General features: G+C 52.1%; 12 protein-coding genes. 6 read left to right on the top strand and 6 right to left on the bottom strand.

The features are described from left to right. Window position 1: 1 nt before the first annotated feature. From sctD to OSH01_RS03160, 3 genes are all read left to right on the top strand, one after another. Window positions 2–1,249 (top strand): type III secretion system inner membrane ring subunit SctD, encoded by a 1,248-nt coding sequence (gene sctD, locus OSH01_RS03170; protein ID WP_266122590.1) that lies wholly within the window; start codon window positions 2–4, stop codon window positions 1,247–1,249. A 98-nt stretch (window positions 1,250–1,347) separates the two neighbouring features. After that, window positions 1,348–1,578, top strand: a complete 231-nt coding sequence (locus tag OSH01_RS03165) for an EscE/YscE/SsaE family type III secretion system needle protein co-chaperone (RefSeq protein ID WP_266122589.1) — start codon at window positions 1,348–1,350, stop codon at window positions 1,576–1,578. Between the two features lie 34 nt (window positions 1,579–1,612). After that, window positions 1,613–1,882 (top strand): EscF/YscF/HrpA family type III secretion system needle major subunit, encoded by a 270-nt coding sequence (locus OSH01_RS03160; RefSeq protein WP_266122588.1) that lies wholly within the window; start codon window positions 1,613–1,615, stop codon window positions 1,880–1,882. Here the strand turns inward: OSH01_RS03160 and OSH01_RS03155 are convergent. After that, window positions 1,879–2,313: a CesT family type III secretion system chaperone gene (locus tag OSH01_RS03155; protein WP_266122587.1), complete on the bottom strand. Its 435-nt coding sequence runs from the start codon at window positions 2,311–2,313 to the stop codon at window positions 1,879–1,881. The two genes, OSH01_RS03160 and OSH01_RS03155, sit on opposite strands and share 4 nt — an antisense overlap. A gap of 105 nt (window positions 2,314–2,418) precedes the next feature. Between OSH01_RS03155 and OSH01_RS03150 the strand changes: the two genes are divergently transcribed. Next, complete coding sequence (locus OSH01_RS03150; RefSeq protein ID WP_266122586.1) at window positions 2,419–3,936, top strand: glutamate-cysteine ligase family protein; 1,518 nt, start codon at window positions 2,419–2,421, stop codon at window positions 3,934–3,936. Between the two features lie 8 nt (window positions 3,937–3,944). Here OSH01_RS03150 and OSH01_RS03145 read toward each other — a convergent pair whose 3' ends face one another. Next, window positions 3,945–5,099, bottom strand: a complete 1,155-nt coding sequence (locus tag OSH01_RS03145) for an ABC transporter substrate-binding protein (protein ID WP_266122585.1) — start codon at window positions 5,097–5,099, stop codon at window positions 3,945–3,947. Next, window positions 5,096–7,129 (bottom strand): SpoIIE family protein phosphatase, encoded by a 2,034-nt coding sequence (locus tag OSH01_RS03140; protein WP_266122584.1) that lies wholly within the window; start codon window positions 7,127–7,129, stop codon window positions 5,096–5,098. Before OSH01_RS03140 ends, OSH01_RS03145 begins: the two co-directional genes overlap by 4 nt. Window positions 7,130–7,286: 157 nt before the next feature. Between OSH01_RS03140 and OSH01_RS03135 the strand changes: the two genes are divergently transcribed. After that, a complete protein-coding gene (locus OSH01_RS03135) occupies window positions 7,287–9,686 on the top strand; it encodes an MFS transporter (RefSeq protein WP_266122583.1) in 2,400 nt (799 codons plus the stop codon). Here OSH01_RS03135 and alr read toward each other — a convergent pair. Together alr and OSH01_RS03125 are read right to left on the bottom strand one after the other, a co-directional pair. Continuing rightward, complete coding sequence (gene alr, locus OSH01_RS03130) at window positions 9,652–10,791, bottom strand: alanine racemase (RefSeq protein ID WP_266122582.1); 1,140 nt, start codon at window positions 10,789–10,791, stop codon at window positions 9,652–9,654. The two genes, OSH01_RS03135 and alr, sit on opposite strands and share 35 nt — an antisense overlap. Next, window positions 10,775–11,200, bottom strand: coding sequence for an ATP-binding protein (locus OSH01_RS03125; protein ID WP_266122581.1), 426 nt, complete (start codon window positions 11,198–11,200; stop codon window positions 10,775–10,777). Before OSH01_RS03125 ends, alr begins: the two co-directional genes overlap by 17 nt. Before the next feature lie 239 nt (window positions 11,201–11,439). Between OSH01_RS03125 and OSH01_RS03120 the strand changes: the two genes are divergently transcribed. Then, on the top strand, window positions 11,440–11,778 hold the full coding sequence (locus OSH01_RS03120; protein ID WP_266122580.1) for an STAS domain-containing protein: 339 nt from the start codon (window positions 11,440–11,442) through the stop codon (window positions 11,776–11,778). A gap of 61 nt (window positions 11,779–11,839) precedes the next feature. On the opposite strand, the gene tssE is transcribed toward OSH01_RS03120, so the two are convergent. Next, window positions 11,840–12,277, bottom strand: coding sequence for a type VI secretion system baseplate subunit TssE (gene tssE / locus OSH01_RS03115; protein ID WP_266122579.1), 438 nt, complete (start codon window positions 12,275–12,277; stop codon window positions 11,840–11,842). Window positions 12,278–12,310 lie beyond the last annotated feature (33 nt).

The raw sequence follows: 12,310 nt of genomic DNA, 5'->3' as shown, positions 1-12,310 counted from the left end.
GATGAGTCCCACTTATGAACTACGTATACTGTCAGGTCTGCACCAAGGTGCAACGGCGCCGATAAGTTCTGTCTTGCGCCTGGGGCAAAGCAACGATTGTGACATTCTTCTTGCCGATCCAGACCTTCCGCCCGAGCCGGTAGTGATAAGTTGTCAGGAGCAAGGGTGGCGTGTGGGTGAAAGTGAGTTGATAGCCTTTAATCAGGTGGTTCAATGGGGGGCCATCAGTATCACCGTTGCTACGCCACAGCAGCCATGGCCCGTGTTGCCCATACCAACAACAAGTAGCTCGTTATCGGAATCAGACAGCTCTGGCATATCTGCTTCACGGGAGCAGCCCGATTTAGCTCCTACGCAGTCTGTTACGCAGACAACATTTTATGGCCGCTACCCGGTACTGATCGCTGCGGTGTTATTGCTCGTTCTAGGGGGGTTGTTCACGGTGATGGGGCCTTGGTGGGGCGCTCCAGAGCCTAGTGCTGCGCCAACGGCCCCCGCTTTGGCAGACCCCCAGCAAGTAAAAAACTTGCTGGATAAAGTAGTGGGTGGCGAAGCCTTACAAGTAGCGGTGCTCGATGATGGTTCCTTAGCAGTGCAGGGTTGGGTAGGGTCAAGCACTGAGCGTGACGCCCTAGCGCAGGCTTTGACACAAATCTGGCCTATGCCCGCCTTGCAAGTTTATGCATGGAATGAAGTGCTGAGTGAGTTGCAGCAAATGACCGCCAATTTGCCTGTGTATCAGCAGTTTGCCATTCAGCAGGGGCAAATCCAAATTCAAGGCATTGCCTTAGATCCAGCGCAGCGCACAGAGTTGTTAGCCCAAATACAAGCGCGTTATCCGCAAATAACAATTCAGAAAGAAGACTACTTGTTGGCTGAACAGGTTTTAGATAGGGTGGAGACTGACCTACACGAAGCAGGACTGACAGAGGTGCTGCTGCGCTGGCAAGGTAGTCACTTAGTGTTAGATGCTGACGCCCTAGACGCTCAGCAACATGAGCGTTTAAATCAGCTATTACCGCAGTGGGAGCAACGCTTTTGGGCGCGAGTACAGCTGGATCAGGCAGACCAACAGCCCATCTTGCCTTTTATCATTCGTAGCGTAGTAAGTGGGCCAGAGCCTTATGTGGTCCTCGCAGATGGGGCAAAGTTGTTGCAAGGCGGCACGTACCAAGGCTATCGTTTACTAGCGATAGAACCAAAGCAGCTGGTGTTTCAAGCAGGACGCAGACTGACAATACCCCGATAAGCCATAGATTGAGTGAAAAAGCCGACGGGCGGGGAACTTTACGGCTTATCATGTTACTTAAGATAGCACTTATCCGTAAAATTCAACCATGGCGTACCATGACGACAAAGCCTCCTGTCCTACTGACTGACTTAGAGCAACAGCTTGTTGGGGAGCAGGGGCGCCAGAAAGCGCAAGAGCTTCAAGAGCAGTTGCAGCAAATGAGCTTACGTATTCGTCAGGAAATGGCAAAAGGCTTGTCTACCGAGCAATACGAGCTTTATCAGGCGGGAAATCAAGCATGTTTAGCGGCAGTAGATGTTGTCCAGCACTACCTACGTAAGCCGTAGGCTGCAATAGTTACCTTTACACCGGAGCATCACAATGGCAATTGATTCTATGTACGGCGGCTCACAAGGTTTGAGCCTTACACAGGTAAACCAGTCTATTTATCAGGGGCTTAGCACTCAAGAGGCAAAGCTGCGTGATACGTTAGCTAGCATCGGCTCTAAGGCAGATGGCGCGGTAACCCAAGCTGAACTGCTGCGTATGCAACAAGAGGTCCAACAGTGGACCATGCTAATAGACATACAAAGCACAATCACCAAACAAATTGGCGATTCAATTAAAAGTGTGATTCAAAAATCGGGTTAAACGTTTTGGTAGCGCCATGCATCATGCTGGCTGGTGCTAACTTGGGCAGGAGACGACCACGTCTCCCAGCGCTCAAGCTCGGCGAGTAGCGTTTCCAGCGCCTGCATAAGTTTATCGGCATCGCACAGGCTCAGTGCCAAATTTAGTTGTGCTTGTATCTGTTGCTGCTCATCTAAGCAAAACACCACTCCTTCCGCCCCTTGATGCTGATTCGCGCGTAACAAGGCGGGAAACAAAAAGTGATCGTGCTCAGGAGACGGCTTCAGCCCGCACGACAGCATAAGGTAGTGCTGCTTGTAAAGGGCGATGTGAACTAAGTGGCGCTGGTCAACAAGTAAAGTACACAGGCCGTTTTGGTCAAGCTGTAGACCCTGAATACCTAGGTTCAAACCTAGTTGTGATACCAAGCGGCTGGCTGCGGAATGCTGCAAGAGTTTCCCCTTTTGGGCTGCGGGTTTTGCCCATAAGTTGGGCTGTATTCTGCCAGATCACTTCCCCCGCTGCAAGCTAGGAAACTACTTATTTATAGGTCAACTATGTACACATCAAATACTGCTAGTACCTTAGCTGGGGCGCAGTTGGGTCTAGAGTTAGAGATGGGAGTAGTCAGTACGGCTAGTGGTCAGAGTGCGGCAGTTAACAATTACTTTGCTGAACTACAGCGGATCAAAGCCCACACGGAGCCTAAGGCTGAACTCGTTATGACGGGCGACCGAGCGACTGCCGTGCAAACATCACAGGCGGATTGCGGCCTAGATAATGGTTTTAATCTATTAGAAACGGCATTACGGCCTGTGGCCAGTAAGCAAGGCGGGCTGTTAGAGTTAGCCCGTAGGGCGGGTCAAGAGGTTTCTCACAGCTTACAGGCCTTGCAGACAGAAGGCCTCACCATTTTGAATGCTGCCCAGCATCCACAACAGACCTGTGACGTAACGTGGTATCGCCATACACGGGTGGATCGGCCTATCTACCAAGAATTGACTGAACATCGAGGCTGGGCTCATCACTTGGGGTTAGACGCCAAAGCGCAAAATGGGGCCAATACGCAAGTGCCGGTGCAGCAGGCGGTTGCCGCAATGAATACCATGTTGGCCTTAGCGCCAGCATTCATTGCTTTATTCGCCAATAGCCCCCTCGAGGCGGGCCAGCAAACGACCTACAAAGAAAACCGTCTTACGCTTTGGCCACGTATGTTTGCGCAAGCCCGCTTTGCAGGCGACAGGCACGTGCAAACCCTACCCAACCGTCCTTTCCATGATTTAGCCGATTACTTTCTATGGATGTTTGGCCGCGCCACGGTAAGCCGTAGCTTGCCGTTGGAGGGAGGGCAAAGCTATAAGTCCCCGCAAAGCGTCTTGCTTTGCCAAAACCTAAGCCTGCAAGATTTTCTGTATGCGGGGCAAGCAAGCGCACATTATTTAGGTAGCCGTGAGTCGTTATCTTTGCAGGCGCGCTCTGAACATTTTGTGTATTCGCAAATAGCCATGTTCTTAGATGCGCGTTTGCGCTATAGCGTACAGGTTTACCCACCGCTATTACAGCTTCTACGAGCGTGGGAGCAAGCGCAGGGCCTAGAGCAACTGCTGGCAGACTGTGGCGCGGTGATGTATATCGAGGGGCGCGCTCCGGGGGCAAATTTCCCTGATGCGGTATTGTTGCAAGAGGCTGGCTCCCACGTAGCGTTAAGCAGCATTATTGCACCACAAGCGTTACAACTGGGTCTGCTGCGTAACGTGGCAGAAGCCACGCAGCTATGGCAACGCTGGGGGTGGGAGCAGTTAGCGGCCTTGCGCGTAAACGCCATGACTGAGGCCTTAGACGACCTTTCCGTGCTTGCTTTGTGTCAAGAGGTATTGGAGGTGGCGCTAGATGGTTTAGACGCCTCTGAGCAAAGCTGTTTAGCTTATGTGCAGTATGGCGTGCAAGCTAAGCGTTGCGGTGCTGATCGTTTGCTGGCGAGTTGGCGCCGTGCACAAGGCTTAAATCCCGCGGAACGCCTGCAATGGATGCTGGAACAGCATCAAGTAATTTCTCCTAACGCCATACAGCAGTAGGCACCAGCTTAGCGAAACACCTCGTCGGCCGCCAACAAAATATCAATCGGTGGATCAAAGCCTATTTGACGAGCGGTCCGTAAATTTAAGGCGATTTTGGCGGGGTCTACCCATATTTGAGTCAGCGAACGAGGCGATGCTCCGTTGAGTATACGGGCGATAACTTCGGCATGAAAACGGCCTAGCGATGACATGCTCGCCTGAGCCATGCTAAGCAATATACCTTGTTTCACATCCGCGGCACCCGCCATAGAAAAGCTGGGTATGCCAGCGTGGCTAAGGATATCGGCAATTTGTTTAATGGTGCCGGCATGTACCCCTTGATGAGTGGTAATGTAAACCGCTTCGACATCTTGCTCAGCCAATTGCTGGTAGCACTGTAGCGCATACTGGCTGGCCTGCTCAGTACTAATGTTGCTGGCGGGTGCATGGCAAGGTACCACGCTAAAACCCAGTGCTTGGCTCACTTCATTAACCGCTTCCCACGCCGCATAACTACGACCTTCGTCACTGTCTTCATAAACCACCCCTAACGAGGTAAACGGCACGATTTGATGAAACAAGGACAATTGCCGTTGGTAACGCTCGGGCTCGACGCGTGCGTGAAGGTTATCTTTGCCGCTATCGAGTGCACTATCCACAATGCCTGATGCAACCGCATCACTGGTAGAGGCCACCACAACGGGTATAGGCGGGCCTAACTGCCGTAGATCTTGCCCTGCCCACGTACCCATAGCAATCAATAGATCCAGGTCGTGCTGTTCAGTGAAACGATGGTGTAGTTGCTCACGTAGCTGAGCGCGTTGTGAACTATCAAAGTTACCAGGTCGCCAATAGGCATCGGGCACGAATTCCAAGTAGTCACTTTGAGCGTGCTGAGCCAGCCACTGCCAGAGTTCTTCACCGCGTAAATCGACGGGAGGGTCGTGGGGCAGGTTAAGCCAAGATAACTCTTGTAAACCGGCCACAATAGCCGCCAAGGTAAGGGGATAGTCGGCATAGTCACCGCCCTCTACATAACCCAAGCGCCGTATTTTTTGATTTTTTTGTGGAGCGGTGCTGATACTATCGTCACGCAGCGCCCCGTCATGGGGTTCAGCATGCGCAGACAGAGTGGGCACACAAAGTAGAGAACATAACAGCGCGATAATCAGCGGTTTCATAGTGGCCTGCGTCGAAGGGAAATCAAAGTGATGTCGTCTGCCTGTTCATGGCCTTGAGCATAGTCTTGTACATCGCGTAATAATGCTTGCACGGCTTGTTCAACCGTAGTGCTAAGCGCCGCAGGCGATTGTAAAAAGCGAAACAGCCGCTCGTTGCCATACTCCTGCTCGTCTGGATTCAAGGCTTCGTCAATGCCATCACTATAGCCAAACAACGTAGCACCTAGTGCCAGCTCAGTGCTAAAGCATTGGTAGGATAAGTCGGTCTGTACGCCACAAGCGGGGCCGCTGCGCCCACTGAGTTGTTGCAGTCGCCCCTGAGTATCCACCACGCATAAAGGAGGGTGGCCACCGTTTGCCCAGAGTAACTGACCCGTATCAAGGTCGAGTACGGCCAGAATCAGGGTGACAAACATCATGTTGGGATTGTTCGAAGATAGCCGATTATTGACCGACTCCATCAGCCGGGCAGGATCGCTCACGTCTTCCGCACAAGCGCGGATTAAGGTGCGTGTCACAGCCATAAATAAGGCCGCAGGTACACCTTTGTCAGACACATCACCAATGGCAATACATAGTTTGCCATTGGGCAGCATGAAGTAATCGTAAAGATCACCCCCTACTTGTTTTGCAGGCAACATCGTCGCGTATAAGTCGACATGCTGCGTGACACTAGCGGGTAAGGGGGTAGGTAACAAACCCATTTGTATGTCGCGAGCAATCGATAGCTCGCTTTCAAAACGCTCTCGACTGGCGCTTTCTTGCAGCAAAGTGCGCACTTTGTCGCGCAATAAAGCATCCATATGTATAAAAGCCGTGGCAAGCTCGCCCACCTCATCGTGCAGCGTGTGAGGCAGTGTTTGGATATAGGCAGGGATCGCCGGCGGTGCATTTAGGTCTTGCTCGGGCAACTGCCGCACAAACTGCCTAAGCTGCTGTAAGGGGCGCGTAATGCGAACCGACAGTAGCCACGCCAGCAGTAAAGACCCAATTAAGCCGGCTAAAAACAGCAGGCCAATGCGATTGCGTAACGCGGTGGCGGGTTGGGCTAACTCATCAGCCGATACCGCGGCAACCAAGCGCCAGTTCAATCCCTTCACGTAGGTGCTTTTAATCAACCAGTAATTCGATGTAGATTCATCTTGCTTGGTGTGGGGGTCGAAAATAAAATTGGCTTGCGCCTGCTTGGGTGACAGGGCCAATAAATAATCTAATAAACTGATGCCCGCTTGATCCTTTGCGTATAGCAGCGCTTGCTGCGCGGCGGGCAGGGTGTGTAGCCTGTCGTGTTGCTCATCTAAAATAAAGATAAAACCCGTGCCGGTAAGTTGTACGCCTGCAATGGTCTGCTCTACAGCCTGTTGCATGGTGGCATAAAAGCGCTCAAATCTATCATGCATGGACTGCACGCTATCGCTGACCACGATGGTCCAATTCCATATGGGGAGCAAAATGAAGGCGGCATAGCGCAATTCGCTTTGCCCATTAGGGTGTTGGTGACGATAGATGACAAAACTATGGGTGCTGCTGTTGACTTCTTGGCGAGCAATCTCTGCCAGGGCTCGGCCTTTAATGTCTCGACGTTGAGCTAAAGACTGACCTTGCGCTTTATGCTTATTGTCGGCCAAAACAAGTTGCTGAGCATCCAATAGCATAATTTGCTGACTACTCTTAGTGCGTAAGCTACTGGCCCATTGCAAGGCCCACGCTTGAGCTTGTTCGGTACTGAGCAAACCTTGTTCTGCTTGAGCAGCAAAGCTGAGCAAGGTAGCGCTAATGAGGTCGCAGTATTCAATCAGAGGTTGGCGCGCCTGCTGGGTGGCATTGACCTTTTCATTAAGCAGATTTTCCCATCGTGTCGTGCTGTCATGCGCGAGCAGCTCAAGCACGTTATCAATAGCGACGTTCTCATGTTGAGTTATAGTTCTGGTAACGTCATACTGGCTAAACACCATGACTAAGCCCGCGCCCAAGACCAAAATGGTCAGCACAAAAATAAAAATTTTGCTGCGCAACGAACGTAACGACATCAGGCTTCCTTGTTGGTTCAGGCAATGGCATAGGCTTGGTCACCGCTAAGGTGGCGTTCCATGACCACAAATCTGATCCATATCCCTAAGAATGGTAAGTAACAATGCGTGCGCAACAGTTCCCTATTGGGCATTTTTTCACCGTCTTGCTTAAAACATGGCCCTCCCACACCTTGCGCGCGTAAAGGCCATAACCCCTGCTTGGGCCCCCTTGTTTTTGGCGTGTTTGCTTATTTTATCTCTAGCACAGATGTTGATGGGGGGCTTGTCCTTAGCGGCTCTACAGCGATTACAGGCTGATAACACAGCACAAAAATTTGATCTGTATGCAGCGCAAACGGTGGAGCGCATTCAGTTAGGGCTGAACTTGGGTAAATCGCTTGAGCAGTATTATGGTTTGCAGCAAACCTTAGAGCAATTGCAGCGGCGTTTGCCACAGGCGCAGTACGTGGCCGTGGTGTCTGCGCAAGGCAAGGTGATTAGGCAGGCAGGTGCACCCCCAGCATGGTTAAGTGAGCCTACCCGACTATTAACCACAGCAGCTGCTAGCACAGGGCTATCGTTGGCTGGGCAAGTGGAAATAGCGTTGCCCTTCTTGCAAAACAGCGCCGTATCCAAGGCTAGCCCTATCGCATGGCTGGTCGTGGCAGGACACAGCACTTTGGAGCAACGCGTATTGCGGGCCAACTTGATCCTGTTAGCCGTACTCACCGTAGTAGCGGCGGCGGCCATGACGCTAGTATTGAGGCGCTGCGCCCCCCAGCAGACGCGATGGACGCGAATGGCGTATCGCTTTGCGCCGGTGGTCATATTGCTGGCAGCCCAAATGCTCTACGCGGTATACACCATTTATGGATTTCAACATGCGTGGCAAAACATTGCTCAGGAACGCGCGGCCGAGCTTGCTCAGAGCGTGCAAAGCGATTTGGAGCGCTTGGTATCGTATGGTGTGATGTTAGAGCAGCGCACTGACCTTGAGCACTACTTAAGCCAACGAGCCGCCAGCTCATCACTGATTGAAAAGTTCACTTTAAGCTGGTCCGATCAGCCCTTGGATTCCTCACTGGCAAATTCTGTTCAAGTGTTACTTTCTTTGCCGGTGCGTGATCCTGCAACAGACCATGTCGTGGCAATATTGGCCACGCACATCAATCAACAGGCATTGCAAAGTAGTATCCACGAACGTGTCTGGGAGGCATTAACCGTAGCGGTTGCCTCCGGGGTAGCGGCACTGGAACTGTTGCTACTGCTACGTTTATGGCATCAGGGGGGCTATAAACTGCCGATAGGGCGATTGGTTACTGGTTTGACACAGGTGGCCACCGAGCGACTACCTTTACTGGCACGTCCCATTATGTTTGCCTTCTTGTTTGCCTGGGCCATGCCTATAGGTTTTCTACCGCTGTATGCGGGGCAGTTGCTCCCTCCCGGTCTTGAGCCTGAGCAGCAAAGTTTCTGGATGGCGTTACCCATTACCGTAGAAATGGGTTGCGGCCTCTTGGCCGCATTGTGTGCAGGACGCTGGAGTGATAGGCACGGTTGGTCGGGCGTCGTGCTAAGTGGTTTGGTTTTATCTATAGCGATGGCAGGGTTAAGCGCCTGGGCGCCTGATATGACGACATTTTTAGTAGCCCGAGGCGGCGTAGGTTTTGCTTACGGACTCAGTTGGATGGGATTGCAGGGCTTCGTGGTACAGCGTAGCCCTGTCGCTAACCGTGGTCATAATATGGCTAGTATTGTCGCAGGCATTTTTGCAGGGTATTTGTCGGGTGCTGCCTTGGGCGCTATGTTAGTCCAACAGTACGGTGCGCCGGTGGTGTTTGTTAGTAGCGCTCTGTTGTTTGTGTTTCCGCTGCTAGGTGTGTGGGCGTTACGTCGTTGGAGCCAGCACAGCCCGCCTGTGGCAAGGCCCGCGCCACCAGCACAGGATAATCGTAGGGGGCGTATTAGCAGCTTGCTTGCCTGTCGTGGTTTTAGCCTATTGCTTCTGGCCTGCGTGATACCTTTTTCTCTAGCACAAGTGGGTTTGCTTAATTACGCCGTACCCTTGTATTTGGCCGAACTGGGCGCACCCACAGCGGCGGCGGGACGCGTACTAATGCTTTATGGGCTATGTGTTATTTATGTGGGCCCCTTAATGGGGCGTTGGGCAGACCGAAAACTGCATACCAAGTATTATCTGATCGCTGCAGGAGGGGTAGCAAGCGTAGGACTAATGCTACAAGGTACGCTGGGCGGAGTCTGGGGCATCGCATTGGCCACCTTGTGCTTAGCGCTGTCCAGCTGCTTAGCCGCAGGGGCACAAGCAGCTTATATGTTGGCGCTTGGGCCGGTGCAGCACTACGGGGCAGTCGGCGCCAGCAGCGTTTTGCGTGCTGCCGACAAGGTGGGGCAAATGTTGGGGCCTGTGGTTATTGCGATATTGTTGGCGGCGGGGTCCATGAGTACAGCCTTATTTTACTTAGGCCTTGTGTATGCCTTGCTAACCCTATGCTTTATGCTGTTTGCGCCCCCGCAAGAGGTTAAGGCAGATAATGGCGCTGCACCCTCGCGGTAAGGCCCGTGCACAACTGTGCAGCGATAGTACCCGCGCAAGCGGCGACATCTTCAATATGTATGCCATGTTCACCCCATAAACTCACCTGACTGCCTACGCGAGCGTGGGGTAAATGGTGTAAATCGACACACAGCGTATCCATCGAGACACGCCCCAATATCACACTTGCCTTGCCATCTACTGCACAAGGACACCCAGAGCCGATTTGCCGTGGGTAACCAAAACCGTATCCACAATGCACAATACCCACACGGCGACGATGTGGGCTGGTATAACTGGCCTGATAGCCCAAGTGTTCGTTGGGGGCTAATGTTTGTATAGCGATAAGGGGTGCGCGCAGCGTCATCGCCGCTTGTAGATCAATAGGGCTGGGGCCAGGCAAGGGGTTAATGCCATATAAAGCCACTCCACTACGCACCCATTGTGTGTGCGCCGCAAACTGGGGGGATGCCAGTAAAGCACTTGAGTTTTCAGTGCATAAAGGGCCGGGTAGGGCTTTTTGCAGTTCCAGAATGGCAGCACGCTCGTTTTGTAAGCGCACAGGGTCTTCGGCGTACGCATAATGTTGTAGATGGCCAAGCCCGGCGATAATTTTTCTTTTTAGTAGGACTTGCAGTTGTTGGTACGCCTGTGCATAGGCCTGTCCTTTTAAACCGCTAAAGTTCAGTTGCCCAGCGTGTCGTAGCCAAATGTGAAGGTCTAAATGGGGAGGCAACTGCGCCAGAGTGTGAATTTGAGCCTCATCATGCAGGACAAAATGTACCTGCCCTATGCTTGGGTCGGCCAAGGGAAGGACGTCTTGCTCTAGGCCTAACAGTAAAATGGGTTTAGTCCATCCTGCCGCGCGACAGTCATAAAGCTCGGCCAAAGAGCCTACCGCCACCCCATCGGCCAAACCTACGGCACTGAGCGTGGGCACTAAGCCATGACCATACGCATCGGCCTTTAATACAGCCCATAGGCGCGGTGCTGCGCTGCCTGCATAGGCGTGCACATGTGCGCGTAACGCCGCTAAGTTGGTGCTAATCGCCTTGGGGCGTATCAGTAGCGTGGGCGCATTAAGCAGTAAGGTCGGCAGGCCGGTCGTATTAGGGGTAGCGGGCATACAGATAAAGATGGTTGTGACCCTGCAAGTAGGCATACTGGATATCGTGTAGGTAGTGACGCATCAGGCGTATGCCATGCCCACCTATATGGGCCGAGTCCACATCAGTAGCCAGAGCGGAGGCTTCCATTCTGCTAGGGTCAAAGGGGGGCGCATTATCGATAAGCTCGATCATGAACTGCTGGGGTTGTGTGCTGTGCAGCACCAGCTTTATGCTGTCAGTTGGCAAGGGGGGGGCAAGAAAACCGTGTTGCAAAATATTATTCAGCGCCTCGTCTACACTGAGCTGAAAAGCAAAGTAAATAGGTTCTGGCCAGTGATGTAAACAAGCCTGCTGTTGCAGCCAACGCTGGGCTTGCTCTAAGGCTTGCGCCCCAGGCGTTATAGGTAGGCTCGCAAGAATGGACATGGTGCACAATATCCCCGTTGGTTTAACCGACAATCGATGGTAGCCGGCTTATCTAGCAGCGATCCTTTCTATCTGTAACCAGCTTGCCCGGCAAGTTCCATCAAAAGGATATTTTTTTCTTTGGCACTTATGTTAGGTTGTGTTGGTGTTACGATGGCAAAAACAGCGCTAATAGCACTGTCGCTGACGTTGATTCGTCAGGCTACACGCCAGCAACACTCCAGACAGCAAGGGTAGGTATGAACGTTACTCATGAGAACGCGGGTGATCACCTTTTGGTATCCGTCACCGGGCAAATTAATAGTGCCAACGCCGCGCACGTAGAAAGCCAACTGTTAGACATCTTAAGTAATGAGTCAGGTCATTGGATACTCAATTTAACGGGCGTCGATTACATGTCCAGTGCTGGCCTGCGTGTTGTGCTGCTATTGGCGAAACGGTTACGTGAACAGCAAAAGCGTATGGTGGTCTGTGGTTTGCAAGCTCGGGTATATGAAGTCTTCGATATTAGTGGCTTTTTAAACCTGCTTACGGTTCGCGATAATCCCGAACAGGCATTGTTAAGTCTAGCGGGTTAACCTGAGCCTTGCCATGACGCGTTCGCCTGTGCTCCGATTGACAGTTAAGGCATTCCAGGTACTAGCGGTCTGTTTTGGGCTCAACAAACACCTGGCCGTTGGCATTAATACGAATAATCATGGCGAAGGGCTGCGGGCGCTCTCCCTCTTGAATAGGGGCTACTTCTCCCATTAATTCAAAACGTAAAGTAATCACCTCTTTACTCTCTTGCTCCACGGTAACTCGCGGGTTCATTAAGCGTTTTTCATAACGAGCCACTTGCCGAATTAGGGCCTCAGATAGCGACTCAGTAGTACCCAAAGCAAACGAGCCCGCTATATTGCTCATATCAGGCATACCGTAATTAGGATCAATAGGCACCGCACCTTCGCGTGTATTCAATAATTCGCTTAAATGCAGCACAATAGAGTCTCGCAGCAGCCGATCAGGGGAGCGTCCAACCACTAGGCTCGGATTTTCCAGCACAGATAACCGCTCTAATAACCGAATTTCTCGCATGTTAGAACCTTAAACCCAAAAGCCTGAATAACG

The organism is Alcaligenes endophyticus, assembly GCF_026344035.1.
In the GTDB taxonomy this organism is placed as follows: Bacteria; Pseudomonadota; Gammaproteobacteria; order Burkholderiales; family Burkholderiaceae_B; genus Alcaligenes; species Alcaligenes endophyticus.
The sequence above is the reverse complement of the archived record's forward strand: the minus strand, read 5'-3'. Positions and strand labels throughout refer to the sequence as shown.

Coding starts and splice junctions, on each gene's coding strand:
- sctD (WP_266122590.1), top strand. CDS start 2: ATGAGTCCCACTTATGAACTACGTATACTGTCAGGTCTGCACCAAGGT.
- OSH01_RS03165 (WP_266122589.1), top strand. CDS start 1,348: ATGACGACAAAGCCTCCTGTCCTACTGACTGACTTAGAGCAACAGCTT.
- OSH01_RS03160 (WP_266122588.1), top strand. CDS start 1,613: ATGGCAATTGATTCTATGTACGGCGGCTCACAAGGTTTGAGCCTTACA.
- OSH01_RS03150 (WP_266122586.1), top strand. CDS start 2,419: ATGTACACATCAAATACTGCTAGTACCTTAGCTGGGGCGCAGTTGGGT.
- OSH01_RS03145 (WP_266122585.1), bottom strand. CDS start 5,099: ATGAAACCGCTGATTATCGCGCTGTTATGTTCTCTACTTTGTGTGCCC.
- OSH01_RS03140 (WP_266122584.1), bottom strand. CDS start 7,129: ATGTCGTTACGTTCGTTGCGCAGCAAAATTTTTATTTTTGTGCTGACC.
- OSH01_RS03135 (WP_266122583.1), top strand. CDS start 7,287: ATGGCCCTCCCACACCTTGCGCGCGTAAAGGCCATAACCCCTGCTTGG.
- alr (WP_266122582.1), bottom strand. CDS start 10,791: ATGCCCGCTACCCCTAATACGACCGGCCTGCCGACCTTACTGCTTAAT.
- OSH01_RS03125 (WP_266122581.1), bottom strand. CDS start 11,200: ATGTCCATTCTTGCGAGCCTACCTATAACGCCTGGGGCGCAAGCCTTA.
- OSH01_RS03120 (WP_266122580.1), top strand. CDS start 11,440: ATGAACGTTACTCATGAGAACGCGGGTGATCACCTTTTGGTATCCGTC.
- tssE (WP_266122579.1), bottom strand. CDS start 12,277: ATGCGAGAAATTCGGTTATTAGAGCGGTTATCTGTGCTGGAAAATCCG.